This is a genomic window from Caulobacter sp. HJHS_5 (assembly GCF_056683955.1).
Genome location: NZ_JBWZNC010000003.1, coordinates 95,461 through 115,845, shown reverse-complemented (window position 1 = coordinate 115,845; position 20,385 = coordinate 95,461). Strand labels below are relative to the sequence as shown.

At 69.6% G+C, this 20,385-nt stretch carries 8 protein-coding genes and 1 tRNA gene; 8 read left to right on the top strand and 1 reads right to left on the bottom strand.

All coding sequences use genetic code 11. From position 1 onward, the window contains the following. The first annotated feature begins 73 nt into the window (after positions 1–73). From ACFLIT_RS06730 to ACFLIT_RS06710, 5 genes are read left to right on the top strand one after another with little or no spacing between them, the layout of a single operon-like run. On the top strand, positions 74–562 hold the full coding sequence (locus ACFLIT_RS06730) for a SixA phosphatase family protein (protein WP_479910440.1): 489 nt from the start codon (positions 74–76) through the stop codon (positions 560–562). Next, positions 559–900, top strand: a complete 342-nt coding sequence (locus ACFLIT_RS06725; RefSeq protein WP_479910439.1) for a DUF952 domain-containing protein — start codon at positions 559–561, stop codon at positions 898–900. Before ACFLIT_RS06730 ends, ACFLIT_RS06725 begins: the two co-directional genes overlap by 4 nt. 5 nt (positions 901–905) lie before the next feature. After that, a complete protein-coding gene (locus ACFLIT_RS06720) occupies positions 906–1,946 on the top strand; it encodes a quinone-dependent dihydroorotate dehydrogenase (protein ID WP_479910753.1) in 1,041 nt (346 codons plus the stop codon). Beyond that, positions 1,943–2,683, top strand: coding sequence for a TVP38/TMEM64 family protein (locus tag ACFLIT_RS06715; protein ID WP_479910438.1), 741 nt, complete (start codon positions 1,943–1,945; stop codon positions 2,681–2,683). Before ACFLIT_RS06720 ends, ACFLIT_RS06715 begins: the two co-directional genes overlap by 4 nt. 11 nt (positions 2,684–2,694) lie before the next feature. Then, positions 2,695–4,215, top strand: a complete 1,521-nt coding sequence (locus tag ACFLIT_RS06710; protein WP_479910437.1) for a sensor histidine kinase — start codon at positions 2,695–2,697, stop codon at positions 4,213–4,215. Here the strand turns inward: ACFLIT_RS06710 and ggt are convergent. Next, the gene (gene ggt, locus ACFLIT_RS06705) at positions 4,212–5,957 is read right to left on the bottom strand and encodes a gamma-glutamyltransferase (protein ID WP_479910436.1); all 1,746 of its coding nucleotides are present in this window, start codon (positions 5,955–5,957) and stop codon (positions 4,212–4,214) included. The genes ACFLIT_RS06710 and ggt overlap by 4 nt on opposite strands. A 206-nt stretch (positions 5,958–6,163) precedes the next feature. Between ggt and ACFLIT_RS06700 the strand changes: the two genes are divergently transcribed. The 3 genes from ACFLIT_RS06700 (at position 6,164) to ACFLIT_RS06690 (ending at position 20,368) form a co-directional block, all read left to right on the top strand. Then, positions 6,164–6,240 (top strand) — tRNA-Arg (locus ACFLIT_RS06700). Between the two features lie 232 nt (positions 6,241–6,472). Continuing rightward, positions 6,473–7,870, top strand: a complete 1,398-nt coding sequence (locus ACFLIT_RS06695; protein WP_479910435.1) for a tetratricopeptide repeat-containing sulfotransferase family protein — start codon at positions 6,473–6,475, stop codon at positions 7,868–7,870. A gap of 330 nt (positions 7,871–8,200) precedes the next feature. Then, complete coding sequence (locus ACFLIT_RS06690) at positions 8,201–20,368, top strand: autotransporter-associated beta strand repeat-containing protein (RefSeq protein ID WP_479910434.1); 12,168 nt, start codon at positions 8,201–8,203, stop codon at positions 20,366–20,368. Positions 20,369–20,385: the final 17 nt, after the last annotated feature.

Sequence of the window (20,385 nt, the reverse complement as noted above, 5' to 3'; positions counted from 1 at the left end):
CGCCTGTCAACCACGCCTGTGACGCGCGTGGCGCCGCTTTCGATCTTCGGCGGCTCCCGCTAATGAGGAGTCGATGCGCCGACTGATCCTCCTGCGCCACGGCGAAGCCGAACGCCGCGCCCTCGGCGGCGGCGACCTCGACCGCAAGCTGACCGCCCAGGGAACCGCCGACGCGGCCGCGGCCGGCCGCGCCATCGCGGCCCTCCGTCTGCAGCCGACCGTGGCCCTCGTATCCATCGCCACCCGCACGGTGGAGACCTGGGAGGCCGCCGCGCCGGCCTTTCCCAATTGCCAACCGCGGTTCCTGCGCGCCCTCTATGACGCCGAGGAGCAGGGCCTGTGGGAGCAGTTCGGCGAATGCGGCGCCGAGACGGTGATCCTGGTCGGCCACAATCCCGGCATTCACAATCTGGCCGCCAGCCTCGCCCAGCGCGCGGGCGGCGCCTTGGCCCAGAAGCTGGCGCGCGATTTTCCGCCGGCGGCGGTCGCGGTGTTCAACATCGAAGCGGGCTCGGTCGCCGTCGAGGCGGCGATCTTCCCGGGCGACGAGGCGCCGGCGTGACGCGAATCTACAAGCTGCTGTCCCGTGCCGAGTGGGACCATGCCCTGGCGCTCGGACGGTTCGAGGGCTCCGAGGTCGACCTCGCCGACGGCTACATCCACTTTTCCACCGCCCCCCAGGCGCCGGAGACCGCGCGACGCTACTTTTCCGGTCGCACCGACCTGATGCTGGTCGCCGTCGAGGCCGAGCCGCTGGGCGAGGCCCTGAAGTGGGAGCCGTCTCGCGGCGGCGATCTTTTCCCGCATCTCTACGCGCCGCTCGAAGTCGCCTCGGCGCTCGAAGCGCGGCCCCTGGGGCTCGGTCCGGATGGGACGCCCGATCTTGGAGAGTTGATTTGAGCGTCTTGCACGGCTTGGCGACCGCGGCCCTGCGCCGGCTCGATCCGGAAGACGCTCACCGCCTGGCGATCCGGGGGCTGAAGGCCGGCTTCGGTCCGCGCGCCGGCGCCGCCGACCCGATCCTGGCGACCGAGATCGCGGGTCTCGCCCTGCCCAACTGCATCGGCCTCGCCGCCGGCTTCGACAAGGACGCCGAGGCGCCCGACGCCATGCTGGCGGCGGGCTTCGGCTTCGTGGAATGCGGCTCGGTGACCCCTCTGCCCCAGGCCGGCAACCCGCGCCCCCGTCTGTTTCGCCTGACCGAGGACCGGGCGGTGATCAACCGCATGGGCTTCAACAACGGCGGTCTTGAGGCCTTCGCCGCCAACCTGGCCCGCCGCGGTCGCAAGGGCGTGGTCGGGGCCAACATCGGCGCCAACAAGGATGCGGCCGACCGCATGGCCGACTACGTGGCCGGGCTACAGCGACTCTGGCCCCTGGCGGACTATTTCACGGTCAACATCTCCTCGCCCAACACGCCCGGTCTGCGCGCCCTGCAGACCCGCGAAGCCCTGGCCGAGCTGCTCGGCCGTCTGGCCGAGGCGCGGGCCCCGCTGACCGCCGCCGCCGGCCCCCGCCCGGTGTTCCTGAAGGTCGCGCCCGATCTCGAGGACGGCGAGGTCGAGGCCATCGTCGAGACGGTGGCCCGGGCCGCCTTCGACGGGATCATCGTTTCCAACACGACCGTGTCGCGCCCGGCGAGCCTGCGTTCGGCTCAGGCCGGGGAGATGGGCGGCCTGTCCGGAGCGCCGCTGACGGCGCTCTCCACCCAGGTGCTGGCTCGTTTCCATGCGGCGTCGCGAGGCCGGCTGACCCTGATCGGGGCGGGGGGGATCGGATCGGGCGCCGACGCCTACGCGAAGATCCGCGCCGGGGCGCACGCCGTGCAGCTCTACTCGGCCCTGGTCTATGAAGGCCCCGGACTCGTCACCCGCATCGCCCGTGAGCTGGCCGAGCGTCTGCGGGCCGACGGCTTCAAGACCGTCGCCGAGGCCGTGGGGGCATGAAGATCGTGGCCGAACAGGCCCTGGAGTTTTTCCAGCGCTTCGGTCTGCTGATCGCCTGCGCGGTCGCCCTCGTCGTCGTTCTTTCCAGCGGCGTGCTCGACCACCTGACCCTCGCCGAGCTGTCGATGCGACGGACCGAACTCGTCGCCTACGCCGCCGCCCATCCGCTGCGCACCGTGGCGATCTACATCGGCCTCTATGTCGTGGTGGTCTCGCTCTCCCTGCCGTTCGCCCTGATCTTCACCCTGACGGGCGGGCTGCTGTTCGGTCCGATCTGGGGCGGGCTGGCGGCGGTGACCGGGGCGACCCTCGGCTCGACGGTGATGTTCCTGGCCTGCCGCACCGCGATCGGCGACTGGCTGCGCGGCAAGGCCGGCCCGCGTCTGCAGCGGATCGAGAACGCCATCCTGGCCGACGCCTTCACCTGCATCATCGCCCTGCGCCTGATCCCGGCCTTTCCGCTTTGGATCATCAACATCGGCGCGGGGCTCGTCGCCATTCCGCTGCGCACCTACGTCGTCGCCTCCTTCCTGGGCATGGTCCCGTCCAGTCTGGTCTACGCCAGCGTCGGCTCGGGCTTTGGTCACGTGCTGGCCAAGGGTGATGCGATCGATCTGCGGCTGCTCACCGAACCCCAGGTCTGGGCGCCGCTCCTCGGCCTCGGCCTGCTGTCCCTGACCCCGCTCCTCTACCGCCGACTGCGCGGGCGCGTTGCCGGGGAGCCGCCGGCGGCGTAACACCTAGATCGATGGCCGAGGCGGCGCCGAGCCCTGAACCCGTAACGGAACAAACCGACCCGCAGCCCGCGCGGCGGCGGCTGAGGCTGACTCTGCCCGGCGGCCTCTCGGCGCGGCTGTTGATGGTCACCGCCCTATTCGTGGTCGGCGCGGGCCTCCTGGTGCTGCCGCCCGCCCTGGCGGCCTTCGAGGAGCGCTGGCTGCTCGACCGGGTGCGGGCCGGAGAGCTGGCGTCCCTCGCCGCCGAGGTCGATCCCGAACGCGGCGTCACCGAGCGTCTGTCTCAGGAACTTCTCGACGGCGCCGGGGTGATCAGCGTGGCGGTGCAGACCGAGGGCGTGCGACGCCTGGTGCTGGCGGGGCCGCGCTACGGCGATCCGCCCTATCTCGTCGACCTGCGGCGGCGTCAGTTCGGGTCCTGGCTGGCGGCGCCCTTCTACACGCTGTTCGCCGGCAACGGCATGGTGCGGGCGGTGGCCGAGCCGCGTTTCCGCCAGGCCGACTTTGTGGAGATCGTCACGCCCGACCGGCCGCTGAAGGCCGAGCTGGTCGGCTATCTTGTGCGTCTGATCGCCGGCGTCGCCGCCGCCTCGCTGCTGATCGGGTCGGTGATCTACTTCTCCCTGAACGTCTTCCTCGTCCGTCCCATGCAACGCATTACCCGCGCCATCGAGCGGTTCCGCGTCGCGCCGGAGGATCCGGCGGCCCGGGTGAGCCCTTCCGGCCGTCGCGACGAGATCGGCCGCGCCGAGGCTGAGCTCGACCGCATGCAGGCCGACCTGCTGGCCGCCCTCAACTCCCGCGCCCGCCTGGCCGCCCTCGGCGAAGCGGTGGCCAAGATCAATCACGATCTGCGCAACATGCTGACCAGTGCACAGATCGCCTCCGACCGCCTCGCCGCCCTGGACGACCCAAAGGTCAGCCGCGCCCTGCCGCGCCTGGAGCGGGCGCTGGACCGCGCCGTAACCCTGGCCACCGACGTCATGGCCTATGGCCGCAGCGAGGAGCCGGCGGCGGTCGCCAAGCCGACGCCGCTGCGCGCGGCCGTCGAGGCGGCGGCGGAGGACGCCGGGCTGGGGATCGGCGTCGCGCTGAAGACGGTGATCGACCCACGCGATCAGGTGCTGGCCGATGGCGAGCAACTGCACCGCATCCTGGTCAATCTGATGCGCAACGCGCGTGAGGCCATCGAAGGCGCGCCGGATCGCAACGGACGCGGCACGGTCTTCGCCGAGCTGAAGCGGGACGCCGCCGCCGAGACCAGCATCATCCGCTTGACCGATGATGGCCCCGGCCTGCCGGCGCGGGCGCTGGAGCATCTGTTCCGCCCGTTCGTGGGCTCCTCGCGACGCGGCGGCACAGGTCTTGGCCTGGCCATCGCTCGCGAGCTGGCCCAGGGCCATGGCGGCGACCTGGCGCTGGTCGAGACGGGGGCCGGCGGTTCGGTGTTCGAGCTTACCCTGCCGGGCGTTCCGCCGCAGGCCGCGAAGCCCGGACGCCGCAAACCGGCCGCGGATGCGGCCGACGCCTAGAAGCTGAGAACCACGCCTTCGCGGCGCGGATCGGCGCCGCCTTCCAACCCGGTCGGCCGGCGGATGATGCCGTGCAGACCGGAATTTTCGTTCTGGCCCTCGCGCACCGTCACCCCCCGAGCCTGAAGGGCGGCCGACAGTTCAGGCCCGAACAGGTTGGTCTCGCCCGAGAAGTTGTTCCCCCGCGCCACCAGGTTGGGCAGGCTGATCGCCTCCTGCATCGACAGTCCCCAGTCGAAGACCCCGATCATGGCCTTCAGATTGTAGGAGATGATCGCCGGCCCGCCGGGCGAGCCCATGGCGGCGACGAAGCGGCGGTCCTTGTCGAGCACGATCACCGGCGACATGGCCGAGCGCGGACGCTTGCCGGGCGCGACGGCGTTGGCCACCGGCAGGCCCTGGGCGTCCTTCGGGGCCAGGGAGAAGTCGGTCAGCTGGTTATTGAGGAAGAAGCCGCGCACGAAGCGGCCCGAGCCGAACACGCTCTCCACCGTGGTGGTCATCGACAGCGCATTCCCGTCGGCGTCGATGATGACCATGTGGGTGGTGCCGCCGGGCTCCAGGCTGCCGTCCATGCCGCGCTTGGGCGCGCCGGGCGGGGTTCCGGGTTGCGGCGGGGGACCGGCCGTCTGGCCGATCAGCTTGGCGCGCTCGGCGATATAGCCGTCGCTCAGCAGACCGGCGGTCGGCACGGGCACCACGTCGGGGTCGGCCATGTACTTGTCGCGGTCGGCGTACATCAGGCGTTCCGCCTCGGCCATCTGCACCCAGGCGACAGGGTCCTTCGGGCCGCGGCTGGCGATGTCGGTCTTTTCCAGCAGCTTCAGGGCTTCGAGCAGGCTGGCTCCACCCGACGGCGGCGGCGGGGTGCAGACGATGTAGACCCGCCAGGGGACGCAGAGTCCGTCGCTCTTCAGCGGCTTGTAGGCGGCCATGTCGGCGAGGGTCAGGGTCCCCGCCAGACCCTCATGCACCTTGGCGACGATCGCCTCACCCACCGGCCCGGCCAGCAGGCCCTTGGGGCCTTCGGCGGCGATGCGGCGCAGGGTGTCGGCGTAGGCCGGATTCCTCAGGGTGTCGCCGGCCTTGTAGAGCGCGCCGTCGGGCTTGGTGAAATAGGCGCGGGCGTCGGCGCCGCGCGCCTGGGCGCCGTTCGAGGCGATCATTCCCGCCAGGCGAGGGCTGACGACGAAGCCGTCGTCGGCCAGTTTCTCGGCGTCGACGAACAGGCTCGACCACGGCAGCTTGCCATAGTCCCTTTGAGCCATGGCCAGCATGGCGATGGCCCCGGGCGCCCCGGTCGAGCGGCCGCTGGTCACGGCTTGGGGGAAGGGCATGGGGCGGCCGTCCGGGCCGAGGAACATATCGGGCGTGGCGCCGGCCGGGGCGGTCTCGCGGCCGTTGTAGGCGATCACTTTGCGGGTCTTGGCGTCGTAGAAGGTCATGAAGGCGCCGCCGCCGAGGCCGGAGCTCTGCGGCTCCACGAGCCCCAGCACCGCCTGCACGGCCACGGCGGCGTCCGCCGCCGAGCCGCCATCCTTCAGCACCCGGATCGCCGCCTGGGTGGCCAGGGGATTGGCCGCCGAGGCCATCACCCGCGGACCGGCGGTGGTCGCCGGCGGCGCGGCGGCGGTCGAGGCGGCCGTCGACGGCGAGGAGGAGGAAGCGCAACTCGCCAGCAAACCGGCGCCGAGCGCCAGGGCGAGCGTGAACGACGCGATACGAGACGCGGGAAGCAGCATGGAGCGATCCGACCATCGGCCCTGGAGAGCGGGCTTCACCGTGAACATAGTCCGACACGACCGCCGGGCAATCGTCCGGGCGCGGCGCCGGTCGAAGCTTGTTCGAATGCCGCGGAATTCAGCGCAAAAAGAGGGTTGCCTTCCCAGGACCCGCAAACTAGGTTCCGCGCCCTCGCCGGACCCCTACAAGGTCCTCCGCGAAGTGCGCGCCCGTAGCTCAGCTGGATAGAGCATCAGACTACGAATCTGAGGGTCGGACGTTCGAATCGTTCCGGGCGCGCCATTTTCCTCGGCCGACTCAGTCGGCTGGACTCCGACGCAGATCACTGAACTGGGCGGGCTTTCTTCGTCGCCGGAGCTCTCGCACGGGGGCGGTGAGCTTTCTGTCGCGAATTTCCGGTTTTCTAACGCCCCGATGTCCACGGTAAGCGTCCGGGCGCCTCGGCGATCGAACGGAAGTAGCGACGTTTTCAATGAAGCCCGCGGACACGTCCGATAGGAAGGGGCCGCGCGGCTTGGCTCCCGATCCGGTCTGGGTCGAAGACGAAGCCCGCCTGCGCAAGGCGATCGACCTCGCTCCCGATTCAGCGACGGCTCATGCCGATCTCGCCGCCCTGCTGGGACGGCTCGACCGCGCCCCAGAGGCGCTGGCCCTGCTTGATGAGGCGTTCGCCAGGCGGCCCGAAAGCCTCTGGGCGCTATCGCTCAAGGCCGCGGTCCTTGAATCCGAACGTCGCAGCGGCGAGGCGTTGGGCGTCCACGAAGCCCTGATCGCGCGGGCGGCGCGGGCCTCCGTCCCGTGGATGAACTACGGTCGCGCCTTGAACGCCGTCGGTCGCCTGAACGATTCGGAACTCGCCTACCGGCGGGCGGTCGATCTCGATCCGGCGAACGGCTTCGCCTGGTGGGGGCTCGCCAACCTTCGCACCATCCGGCTCGGGCCGGAGGATGTCAGGCGGATGGAAGCGGCCCTTCCGCGCGCCGTGCATGCGCTGAGCCGATGCCAGCTTCACTATGCGCTCGGGCGCGCCCTGGGCGATCAGGAGCGGTTCGAAAGCTCGTTCCGCCATTACGAGACGGCGAACGCCCTACGCGGCCGTATGTCCCCGTACGACGCCCCCGAGCTGAGCGACCTCGTCCGGCGGGCGGAGGCAGTGTTCACCCCCGAGTTCCTGGCCAAGAGCCGGGGCCACGGATGCGCCGACCCCAGTCCGATCTTCATCATCGGCATGCCGCGGTCCGGCTCGACGCTGGTCGAACAGATTCTCGCGAGCCATCCGTTGATCGAGGGCGCGGGCGAGCTTCCCGAGTTCGGCGAGATCGCTGCGAAGGTGGTCCCCGCGGAACTCGGCGCCGGAGAGTTCCGCGCCCTCGGCGAACGGTACCTCGCCGCGACTCAGCGATACAGACGCGTCGGCCGGCCCTTCTTCACCGACAAAATGCCGGCGAACTGGCGCCACGTCGGGCTTATCCGGCTCGTCCTGCCGAACGCCAGGATCATCGATGTCCGCCGCCGGCCGCTCGCCTCCTGTTTCTCCAGCTTTTCGACCTACTTCAGCAGGACAACGAGCTTCCCGACGACGCTGGCGGACATGGCTCGATATCACCAGGACTATGTCCGCCTGATCGAGCATTTCGAGACGACGGCGCCGGGCGCAATCCACCGGGTGCGATATGAGCGTCTGGTCGAGGATCTGGAGGGCGAGGTGCGGCGTCTGCTCGCCTATCTGGGCCTGCCGTTCGATCCGGCTTGCCTGCGCTTCCACGAGACCCGGCGGGAAATCCACACGCCCAGCGCGCAGCAGGTTCGCCGGCCGATCAATCGGGACGGCCTCGACCGCTGGCGGAACTATGAGCCCTGGCTGGGGCCGTTGAAGGACGGCCTCGGCGGCGTCGCCGAGGCGGTCGTATAGGCCGGCGGCGCGAGCGGACCGGTCCCCCGCGGTCAGCCGAGCAGCCGATTTCCGATACGTAAATTTACAGTTGAGTTTTCGGGACGTGCTCGACCTGTGGTTTACCTGCTAACACATTGAATTCTCGTGACTATATTTGTCTCGACGGTGTCGGTTGACGTTATTGGAGCCGTAAAGGTTCACCCCGTTTGTTAGGAGTTTGTGCACATTCGGGTCAGATTGTCGCACCCGGGCGCTCAACCTGTGGTGTGCTTTCTTGAGCGGCCTTCAGCGTGGCGTCGGGGTGGCTTGCGCGCCAAGCGTGCAGTCCGTGTGAGTTTGGGGGCGTTCATGTTCAGTAAGGCCAAAGCGGCGACCCGCGTCGACCGGGCCCGTCGCCTACTGTGCGGCGCTTCGCTCAGCGTGCTCGCCCTGGTCGTGGTCTCTCCGGCGGCCCGGGCCCAGGACGCCACCCGCTATTGGGACGCGAACGGCGCCCAGCCCACCGGCGGCGGCAGCGGGAATTGGGACACGACCAGTCAGCTCTGGAGCGAAAGCAACAGCGACGTCCTGGGCCCCTACCACACCTGGAATAACGCAGGGCTCGACAACGTCATCTTCGGTTCCGTCCCCGCTGGGACGACGAGCACGGTGGGCACGATCGGGCTGACGACGCCGATCACGGTCCACAACATGACCTTCCAGACCTTCAATGGCTGGACGCTGAACGGCGGCGCGCTCACGCTGGGCGGCGCGGCCCCCACGATCAATACCGCCAGCAACGCCGTGATCAACTCGATCATCGCGGGAACCGCCGGGCTGACGAAGACGGGCGCCGCTCAACTGCAGCTCACGGGGGCCAACACCTTCAGTGGCGGGATCACCCTGAGCGGAGGCGGCCTGCGCGTCACCAACGACGCCTCGCTCGGCGCCGCGAGCAACGGCGTCACCACCACGGCCAACGCCAGCCTGACCATCGATGCCGGCACGACCAACCGGACCGTCACCATCGGCGCCGGCACGACCCTCACGATCGGCGGCCTCGGAGCCGGATCGGCGCTATATACTGGCAGCGGCGGCCTCAGCGCCCTTTCCGGCGTGCGCCTGACCAACGATGCGAACACCTACACGGGGCCCACGCGGCTGAACGGCGTGAACCAGGGATCGGGGGCCGTCTACTTCAGCTCGGTCCGAAATCTCGGCGAGGCGAGTTCGCTGGGCGCACCGACCACGGTCGAGAACGGCACGATCACCTTCGCCGGCGGCAGCCAGTATTCCGACAACATCATCTACACCGGCGACGGCGACAGCTCGGATCGCAAGTGGGTGCTGTCGGGCGGACCTACCCGCGTTTTCAGGCAGCGAGGAACCGGCACGCTTACGCTCCTCGGCGACATCTCGCTGACCAACTCGCAGTTCATTGCGGAGACGGCCGACTTCGAGCTGCTGGGCGTGCTCAGCGGGACCGGCTCCGCCACTTTCACGGGCAGTGCGACGAGCAGCATCACCCTCGCAGGCGCCAACACTTTCGCAGGGAATGCCGGCGTTTCCGGGGGAGTCGTCCGCGCGTCGGTCCTTGCCGACTCGGGTTTGGCGAGCTCCCTCGGCGCCGGGACGGCGATCAGCCTCGGCCATCTCGGCCAGCTCAGCTACACGGGTGTGGGCGGCGCCAGCAATCGCACCTGGGCCAGCGACGGCGCCACCTCCATCCTGAACGACGGCTCGGGCGGGTTGAGCTTCAGCGGCGATCTGGCCTTCAACGCCGCCGGGTCCGCCGATACCCTGACCTTCGGCGGCGGCTTCGCTGGAACCAACACATTTTCGGGCGTCATTTCGGGCGCCGGCAACCTCGCCAGCAGCGGCTCCGGCACGTGGGTGCTGAGCGGCGCCAACACACGGACCGGCACGGTCACGGTGAGCGGCGGGACCCTGCGGGCCGGCGATGCTTCGGCCCTCGGCACGACCACCGGCGTGACGGTCAACGGCGGCGTCCTCGACCTGAACGACTTCAGCCTGACCACGCCCGTGCTCCATGGAACCGGCGGCGTGATCGCCCTCGGCTCGAATCCCGCGACCACCTTCACCGTCGACGGCCCGGCGGCCAGCGACTACGCCGGCGCCATCACCGGCGCGGGTGGGCTGACCAAGCTCGGCGCGAGCACGCTGACGCTCACCGGCGCCAATACCTATACGGGCCCGACGACCATCGGCGGCGGTACGCTGGCCCTAAGCTTCGCCGGCGCGGGCGCGCCCGCGAACAACATCATCGCGAGCGGCTCTTCCCTGAACCTGACGGGCGGAACGCTGAAGGTGACGGGAGCGGCCGGCGTCGCCAACGCGCAGACTTTCGCCAGCACGACGATCAGCGCCGGCGCCAACACCGTCCAGGCGGTTTCCGGGACGGGCGGCGGCATGGACATAGACCTGGGCGCGATCTCGCGCACCAGCGGCCTGGTCAACTTCGTCCTGCCGACCAGCGGGAGCATCAAGACTTCAAGCGTCAGCCTCGGCGGCTGGGCGACCATCAACGGGACTGACTACGCGAAAGTGGTCGGCGGCGAGATCCTTCCGTTCGTCGACACCGACTACACCGACCAGGACGATGTCTCGCAGTGGGCGGCCGGACAGTTCATCTCCGACAGCGACGGGGACGGCCTAGGCTACGTCGGCACGCTCGGCAGCAGCATGCAGCTCGGCGGCCTGCAGTTCACCGAGGCGGCGGCGGGCAACGTCGCCCTGGGAGGGCAGACCCTCGGCGTCGACGGCGCCATCATTGTTGCGCCTTCGGTCGGCGGCGCCGGCCAGACGATCAGCGGAGGGAATCTCACCGGGGCCTCGGGCGGCGTCCTCGGTATCCAGCAGAACGGCACGGGCATTTTCACGGTTGGGGCGACTATCGTCGATAACGGCGGCGCCACCGGCTTCACCAAGGGTGGGGCTGGCATCGTTCGGCTGACTGGCGCCAACACCTATACCGGCGTCACGACATTGAGCGCCGGCCGGCTGGTGATCTACAGCCTCGCCGACGGCGGCTCTGCGAGTAGCATCGGCCAGTCGGGCTCCGGCTCCGGCAATCTCGTCCTCCAGGGCGGGACCCTCGCCTGGGCGGGCGGGACGGATGCCGCGACGAACCGAGGTTTCACGCTGGTGAACGGTGGCGCGGGCGATCCGACAATCGAGGTCGGGAATCCCTATACCGTTGAGTTTTCGGGCCTGGTGACCAGCCCGGACGACGCCGGCCTGACCAAGACCGGTTGGGGAACGCTGGTCCTTTCCAATCCTGCCAACGACTACATCGGCGTCACCAAGATCACCGGCTCCGGCGGGAGCGGGAGCAATAGCAGCACCCTTTCGGTCAACACCCTCGCAGACGGCGGTCAGGTCAGCGGGATCGGCAAGTCGTCGGCCGCCTCGTCCAACCTCGTGTTGGATGCCGGGGGGCAGCTTCTCTACACCGGCGCTACCGACAGCACCGACCGAGGCTTCACCCTGTCCGGCGGCGGACGGATCGGCGTGTCGCAGGCCAGCACGACCCTGACCGTCAGCGGAGTGGCGGTGGGGACCGGGGGCTTCACCAAGGAAGGCGACGGCACGCTGGTGCTCTCGGGGACGAACACCTACGCCGGCGGGACCACCGTGAACGGGGGGAAGCTGGTCGCCGGCTCCAACCAGGCCTTCGGCGGCGCGGCCAACGGGTCCGGCGCGGGCCGGTTGACGGTCAACGCGCCCGGCAGCGTCGACTTCGGCGCCTTCGACGTCTATGTCGCCGGGTTGCAGGGCGATGGTAATGCAAGCGTCGGCGCCGGGGGCACGCTGCAGATCAACGGCAGCGGCGCGTTCACGGGCGCTGTCAGCGGCGCCGGCGCCGTGAAGACGACGGCCGGCACGCAGGTCATGACCGGCTGCACCAATACCTACACCGGACCGACGACGATCGGCGGAATCCTCAGCACCGATTGCCTGGCCGACGGCTTGCAGGCCAGCGGCATCGGCGCCTCGGGTCCGGGCTCGGCGAACCTCGTGTTCAGCGGCGGCACGCTCACCTACACCGGAGGAAGCGTCAGCATCGATCGTGGCGCCCAACTGCTCAGCAACGGCGCCGTCACCGTCCAGAACGCCGCGACCACGCTGGGAATCGAAGGACCGATCATCGGCGCAGGCAACTTGGCCAAGAACGGCGCCGGCGTCTTGGAGCTGTCCGGCGCCAACACCTACTCCGGCGGGACGAACGTTAACGCAGGCACACTACGAGCGCTGTCGGCCAGCGCCCTCGGGACCGGTGGCGTGCGGCTGGGGCCGACCGGAACGCTGCTCGACCTCACCGCCGTTCCCGGCTCGGCTATCTCGGTCCTGTGGCTCGACGACATCACCCTCAACGCCAACGCCGCGAGCGTGGGCAATGTCGAGCTGGGCGCCACGACCTTGACGATCACGGGGGGCGGCGCCCCGCAAGGGGTGGGCTCCACTGTGAACTACGCCGGCGTGATCAGCGGGACTGGCGGGATCACCAAGACCAGCGCGAATATCCAGCAGTTCTCAGGATGCAACAGCACCTATACCGGCGCCACCACGGTTAGCGGCGGCATCCTGGCGATCGATTGCCTGGTCGACGGCGGCGCCAACAGCAGCATCGGCTCCTCGTCAGGCGCCGCTGCTAACCTGATCCTGAACGGGGGTACGCTGCGTTACATCGGCGCGGGTGACACCACCAACCGCCTGTTCACCCTCGGCGCCTCGGCGACGAGCGCCCTCGACGCCTCCGGCACGGGCGCGGTGGTGTTTTCCAACACCGCCCCGATCACCTTCAGCAGCGTAAACACCAACCAGACCGTGACCCTGACCGGGACCAGCTCGGCGGACAACAAGCTGGGCCTGCAGATCACCGAGAACGGGACCGGCAAGACGGGGCTGACCAAGTCCGGCCTCGGCACGTGGATCCTGACCAATGCCGCCAGCACCTACACCGGCGTGACCAGGATCAACGGCGGCGTGCTGGGCGTGGACAAGCTCGCCGACGGCGGCGAGGCCAGCAGCCTCGGCCAATCCACCAACCTCGCCTCGAACCTGGTGATCGGCGGCGGCGGGACGCTGCGCTACACCGGCGCCGGCGACACCACGGACCGCCGATTCACCCTGGGCGTCGGGACCACCGCCATCGAGTCTTCGGGCTCCGGCGCGGTGGTGTTCGGCGCCACGGAGGCGATCTCCTACACCGGCAACGGACAACGGGTCGTCTCGCTGGGAGGAACCAACACCGGCGACAATGTCATGGGCGCCACGATCGGCAACCAGACCGCCGCCAATATCAGCTCGCTGGCCAAGAACGGCGCGGGCAAGTGGATCCTTACCGGAAGCAACACCTATACGGGGGTCACCAACATCAACGCCGGCGCGCTGGTCCTCGGCGATGGCGGGACCAACGGCTCCATCGCCAGCCAGACGGTCAACAACTTCGGCGTTCTGGGCTTTGACCGCTCGGACACGCTGACCTACGGCGGCGTCATCTCCCAGACCGGCTCGGTCGAGCAGATCGGCGCGGGCATGACCCAGCTCACCGGAACCAACACCTACACCGGAGGCACGACGATCAGCGCCGGCACGCTGGAGCTCGGCGCGGGCGGCTCCACCGGCTCGATCCTCGGCGACGTGACGGACAACGGCGTTCTGTCGTTCAACCGCGACAACCATTACGCCTTCACCGGCTTGGTTTCAGGCTCCGGCGAGCTGCGGCAGGCGGGATCGGGCGTAACCGTCCTGTCCGCCGCCAACAGCTACCTTGGCGCCACGAACGTCATGGCCGGGACGCTGCGGATCAACGGGGACCAGTCGGCGGCCACCGGGCTGACCACGGTGTTCACCGGCGGCACGCTGGGCGGCTCCGGCACGGTCGGCGGCGACGTGATCGTGCAGAACGGCGGCGTGCTCTCACCGGGCAACAGCCCGGGCACCCTGACGATCAACGGCGACCTGACGCTGAACAGCGCCTCGGTGCTGAACATGGAGTTCGGCCAGGCGAACGTCGCCGGCGGGCCGCTGAACGACCTGATCAAGGTCAACGGCGACCTGACCCTCGACGGAACGCTCAACGTCACCGAGCCGGTCGGCGGCCTGTTCTCCGCCGGCGTTTACCGGGTGATCGACTACACGGGCGCGCTGACGAACAACACGCTGGACGTCGGCGCGTTGCCGGCCGGCTCGAGCGCCACGGTGCAGACCTCGGTGGTCGGCCAAGTGAATCTGGTCAACACCGCCGGTCAGTCGCTGTTCTTCTGGGACGGGCCGACGGGCGGCAAGAACGACAGCATCGTCACCGGCGGCGCCGGGACCTGGCGCCTGGGCGGCGGCGCGAACGACTGGACCAACTTCACCGGCTCGGCGAACAGCGACTACCAGCAGGACGCCTATGCGGTGTTCCAAGGAACGCCCGGGATCGTGGCGGTGGACAACGTCGGCGGCGCGGTCGGCGTTTCGGGCATGCAGTTCGCGGTGGACGGCTACACGGTGACCGGCGCCGGCCTGACGCTGGCAGGACCCGAGACGCCGATCCGCGTCGGCGACGGCACGGTGGCGGGCGCGGGCATGACCGCCACCATCAGCTCCGTGCTCTCGGGCGCGGGACAGCTCGTCAAGGTCGACGACGGCGCGCTGGTGCTCTCCGGAACCAACACCTACACCGGCGGAACGCTCGTCGCCGGCGGCGTGCTCAGCATCTCGAACGACTCGAACCTTGGGGACGCGGCGGGCGGCCTCACCCTGGATGGCGGGACCCTGAGGACCACCTCGACGGCGACGTTGGGCCGGGCGATCACGCTGGCGGCGGGAGGAGGCACGATCGCGCCCGTTGTCGGCGTCACCCTCTCGGGCGCCATCACCGGGGGCGGTGGGCTCACGAAGGGCGGCGCGAGCGTTCTCAGGCTGACTGCGACCAACACCTATTTGGGCGGCACGACCATCTCGGCCGGTACGCTGGTCCTTGGCGATGGCGTCGCGACGGGATCCATCGTGGGCGACGTCCTGAACAACGCCCAGCTGGTGTTCAACAACCCGGGCGTGCAGACCTTCGACGGCCTGATCTCCGGCAGCGGCCAGGTGAGGAAAGCCGGGGCCGGCACGCAGATCGTCACCGGCGCCAACACCTACACCGGCGCAACCACGGTCGCGGGCGGGTCGCTGCTGATCAACGGCGATCAGTCCGGCGCGACGGGCCTGACGAATGTGACTTCCGGGACTCTGGGCGGTTCGGGGACCATAGGCGGTGACGTCACGGTCGCGGCCGGCGCCGCGCTCGCCCCAGGTGGCGCGGCCGGCGCGGCGGGCACGCTGACCATCGTCGGAGACCTCACGCTCGGAGGGGTGACGACCACGCTCAACTACGAGTTCGACCAGGCCAACCTGCCTGGCGGCACGCTCAACGACCTGACCAAGGTGGGCGGGAACGTCGATCTCGGCGGGGCCACGATCGATGTCGCCTCAAGCGCGCCGAGTTTCGGCCCGGGCCTCTATCGGGTGATCGACTACGCCGGAACCCGGACCGGGACCCTGACGCTGGGCGCGATGCCGGCCGGCGCGAACTTCACGGTGCAGACCTCTGTCGACAAGCAGGTCAACCTGGTCAACACCGCCGGCCTGACCCTGAACCTCTGGGACGGCGACGCGGGCGTGCGCAACGACGGCGACATCGCCGGCGGCGGCGGGACTTGGCAGGGCGGCGGGGCCGGCGGCAACGACAACTGGACAACCGCCGACGGTTCCCTCAACGCGCCGTTCCAGGACAACGCCTTCGCCATCTTCACCAAGACCGGTGGGACGGTGACGGTCGATGCGACCACGGCCGGCCCAATCAACGTCTCGGGCATGCAGTTCGCGGTCGGGGGCTATCAGCTCGACGGCGGCCCGATCAACCTCACGGCGCCGCAGTCCAACATCTGGGTCGGCGACGGCACGGCCAACAGCGCGACCATGTCCGCCCTGATCAACGCCACCCTCGGCGGGACCGGAGGGCTGGTGAAGACCGACGCCGGCACGCTTCTTCTCACCGGAAACAACATCTACAGCGGCGAGACGATCGTGAACGGCGGCACGCTGGTGCTCAACGGCGACCAGTCGAGCGCGACGGGGGCGACCACTATCAACAGCGGCGGCGTGCTCCAGGGCAACGGGGTCATCGGCGGGGACGTGACCGTCAACGCCGGCGGGACCCTGTCGCCCGGCTTCCTGTATGGACAGATGACCATCAACGGCGGGCTGACGCTGACTTCCGGCGCGACCCTGGCCATGGAGCTCGGCCAGGCGGGAACCTCGGGCGGATCGCTGAATGACCTGATCACGGTGGGCGGCGACCTCACCCTCGACGGCGCGCTGAACGTGACCGAGAGCGCCGGCGGGACCTTCGGACCGGGCGTCTACCGGCTGATCGACTACACCGGCGCCCTGGTCGACAACGGGCTGACGGTGGCAAGCGCCCCGGGCGGGGTCGCGGGGCTGAGCGTGCAGACCGCGGTCGCCGGCCAGGTCAACCTGATCAACAGCGCCGGCCAGTTGCTGAGCTTCTGGGACCGGGCCGGCGCCGACAACGACGGCGTGGTTTCCGGCGGCGCCGGGGCCTGGCGCCTCGGCGGCGGCGGCACCGATTGGACCAACGAGACCGGGTCGGCCAACACCGACTACGCGCAGGACACCTTCGCGGTATTCCAGGGAACGGCGGGCACGGTCACGGTCGACAACAGCGCGGGCAATGTTCGCGCCACCGGGCTGCAGTTCGCGACAGACGGCTATCTACTTACCGGCGGACCGCTCGAGATGACGGGCTCCAACGCGTTGATCCGCGTGGGTGACGGCAATGCGACGGGAGCCGCCTATACCGCGACGATCGCGGCGGCGATGACGGGCGCCGCCGATTTCGAGAAGGCGGATCTCGGCACGCTGGTGCTGACCGGGGCCAGCAACTTTGGCGGCGATCTTTATGTCAGCGCGGGCGAACTGCGGCTGGCCGACGGCGGCTCGCTGGAAAGCGCTGGCGGCTGGATTGGCGGGAGCGTCGCCGATCAAGCCAGGCTCACCGTAACGGGCCACGATGGCGGCGGCGCCGCCTCGATCTTGACCGTTGGCGGCGACCTGGCGGTCGGCTCCGGCGATACCGGGATGTTGAACGTCGCCGATGGCGGTAAGGTCGTCAGCGACCGGATCAGCGTCGGCCTTGGCGGCGTTGGAACCTTGCGCGTCGAAGACGGCGCTGCGGTGTCGAACGGCGATGGGATCGTCGGCGCCTCCTCGCAGGGCGACGCCGTCATCACGGGGCCGGGCACGACCTGGGTCAACGCCGGGCAGCTGGTCGTAGGCAGTTTCGGCGCCGGCGCCTTGCGCATCGAAGACGGCGCGAGCGTCACCAGCAACCAGGGCTATGTCGGGGCCAACGCCGACGGCGCCGCCGTCGTGACCGGCGTGGGGTCCCAGTGGCTGACGGCGACAACCCTGACCGTCGGCAACATCGGGAACGGCGCGTTGACGATCGAAAGCGGCGGACTTGTTCGGGCTGCGGACGGCATTCTCCTCGGCATGGCGGCTGGCTCCAGCGGCGCGCTGACCTCGCAGGGGACGACGGCCGATCGCGCGGTTCTGGAGACTGCCGGGTTCCGTGGCGGCTCCGGGGCGGTTGACGTCGCCTTTGACGGCGGTCTGTTGCGCGCCACTCAGGACAACCTCACGTTTTTCGACGGCTTCGACACCCACGACGTTACCCTGGGCGCCAACGGAGTCGTCGTCGATACCGATGGCCACTCCGTCGGCATTTCACCTCGCCTCGTCGGGGTCGGCGGCCTGACCAAAGCCGGCGCGGGCGCGCTCACCCTGACCGGCGCCAATGCCTACGGCGGCGAGACCACGGTTACAGGCGGGACGCTGCTGGTCAACGGCGACCAGTCGCTGGCGACCGGTCTGACGACCGTCTCGGCCGCGACGCTCGGCGGTTCTGGAGCCATCGGCGGCGACGTCGTCCTCGCCGATGGGGCGACCTTGACCCCGGGCTCGGCGGGGCCGGGCACGCTCACCATCGGCGGCGACCTGTCGTTGGCGGCGGGCGCGAGGCTTGCTTACGAATTCGGTCAGGCCGGCGTCGTCGGCGGCCCGCTCAACGACCTCGTCAAGGTGGGCGGCGACCTCACTCTCGACGGCGTGATCGACGTGACCACGTCGGCCGGCGGCGCGTTCGACGTCGGCGTCTATCGCGTCTTCAACTACGCCGGCGCGCTCATCGACAACGGCCTCACCGTCGGTTCCCTGCCGGGCGGCGGGGCGGCGACCGTGCAGACCTCGATCGCCGGACAGGTGAATCTGGTGAATTCGGCCGGCCTCGCACTCCACTTCTGGGACGGCGCGGCCGGTCCCAAGAACGACGGCGCCGTCAATGGCGGCGATGGCGTCTGGCAGAACGTCTTGGGCAACGACAACTGGACGGACGGCGACGGTTCGGTGAACGGCTCCTTTGCGGATCGCGCCTTCGCCGTGTTCCAGGGCGCCGGCGGCGCGGTGACGGTCGACAACAGCCTTGGGCAGGTCGTGACGAGCGGCATGCAGTTCGCCGCGGACGGGTACAAGATCGTTGGCGAGACGATCTTGTCGTCCGGGCCGCAGACGGTCGTCCGCGTCGGCGACGGCAGCGCCGCGGGAGCCGGCTTTACCGCCACGATCAACGCCACGCTCTCGGGCGGCGCCCAGCTTGTGAAGACCGATGCGGGCACGCTCGTGCTCGCCGGCTCCAACAGCTACACGGGCGGCACGGCGATCAATGGCGGCGCCGTGCAGATCGCGAGCGACAGCAACCTCGGCGACGCGGCCGGTGATGTAACGTTCAACGGCGGAACGCTCGTCACCAGCGCCGACATGGCGAGCACGCGTGACATGACGATGGCGGGCGCGGGCGCGATCTCGACCATGGGGGGCACGACGTTCTCCTTGGGCGGCCTGCTGTCCGGGCCTGGCGCGCTCACCAAGACCGGCGCGGGTACGCTGCTCCTCACCGGAGACAACGGCGGTTACGCCGGGGCGACGACGGTCGCCGCCGGTACGCTCGCGGTCACCGGCAAGCTTGGCGGGGCGGTTGCGGTCGAGAGCGACGGCCGCCTGGAAGGCGTCGGGTCGGTCGGCGACCTCATCAACGCCGGCGTCGTGGCGCCGGGCCGCGACGGTTTCGGCACGCTGACGGTGACCGGCGCCTACGCGGGTTCGGGCGGGCGGCTCGAGATCGAGACCGCGCTGGGCGGCGACGACGCTCAGACCGACCGGCTTGTGATCACGAACGGCGCCGCTGGTGCGACGCAGCTTGTCGTCACCAATCGCGGCGGCTTGGGCGCCCAGACGGTCGAGGGCATCAAGATCATCGACGTGACCGGCGACAGCGCGGGGGGCGCCTTCACGCTCAAGAGCGACTACACCTTCGAAGGCGATCCGGCGGTGATCGCCGGGGCCTATGGCTACCGTTTGTACCAGGGCGGCGTGTCCACGCCCGCCGATGGGGACTGGTATCTCCGTTCCGCGCTCCTGGATCCGCAAGAGGAGCCGCAAGGCCCGCTCTACCAGCCCGGCGTTCCCATCTACGAGAGCTATCCGGCGACGCTGCAGGCGCTGAATCGTCCGGGGAGCCTCCAGGAGCGCGTCGGCAACCGTCAGTGGTCGGGCTTCACCCAGGCCGGGGTTGGAATGTGGGCTCGAGTCGAAGGCGTTCGCTACCGGTCCGAAGCCGCCGTCTCGACCAGCGGGAGCGATCTCCAGGTCGACAACTGGTCGTTCCAGGCGGGGTTCGATGGGGCGCTGCACGACAGCACGGCGGGGACGCTCATCGCCGGCGTCAACGCCCGCTACGGCGAGGCGAACGCCGGTGTGCGCTCGCGGTTCGGCGATGGCGGCATCGATACCCAGGGGTACGGCGTCGGCGCGACGCTGACCTGGTACGGCCAGGCCGGCCTCTATGCCGACGCCCAGGCGCAGGTCAACTGGTACCGTAGCGACCTCGCGTCCGCCGCGCTTGGCGAACTCGTCGACCAGAACCACGGCTCGGGAGAGATGTTGAGCCTCGAAGTCGGCGACCGCGCGCCGCTGGGCGGAGGTCTCAGCATCACGCCGCAGGCGCAGGTCGTGTATTCCAACGTTCGCTTCGACCGGTTCGCCGATCCGAGCACGGCGACGGTTTCATCCGACGACGCCGACAGCCTGAGAAGCCGCTTGGGCGTGTCGTTCGATCACCAACGGAGCTGGGAGAGCGGCGCGGCGACGCGGCAGCGCCACCTCTATGGGATCGTCAATCTCAACTACGAATGGCTCGACGGGAGCGTCGTGGGCGTGTCCGGCGCGCCGCTTGCGCGCCGTGACGATCGGCTGTGGGGCGAGGTCGGGTTCGGGGGGAGTTACAGCTGGCGGGACGGGCGGTTCACGGTCTTTTCGGAAATCTCCGCCAGCGCCGCGGTCGACAACGCCGACGACAGTAACCGCCTGCGCGGCAACGCCGGTTTCCGGATGCGGTTCTAGACTGTGCCGCCGATCGC

Excerpts from the sequence above, each read along its gene's own strand:
- ACFLIT_RS06690 (WP_479910434.1), top strand. The coding sequence starts at position 8,201 with ATGTTCAGTAAGGCCAAAGCGGCGACCCGCGTCGACCGGGCCCGTCGC.
- ggt (WP_479910436.1), bottom strand. The coding sequence starts at position 5,957 with ATGCTGCTTCCCGCGTCTCGTATCGCGTCGTTCACGCTCGCCCTGGCG.
- ACFLIT_RS06710 (WP_479910437.1), top strand. The coding sequence starts at position 2,695 with ATGGCCGAGGCGGCGCCGAGCCCTGAACCCGTAACGGAACAAACCGAC.
- ACFLIT_RS06730 (WP_479910440.1), top strand. The coding sequence starts at position 74 with ATGCGCCGACTGATCCTCCTGCGCCACGGCGAAGCCGAACGCCGCGCC.
- ACFLIT_RS06715 (WP_479910438.1), top strand. The coding sequence starts at position 1,943 with ATGAAGATCGTGGCCGAACAGGCCCTGGAGTTTTTCCAGCGCTTCGGT.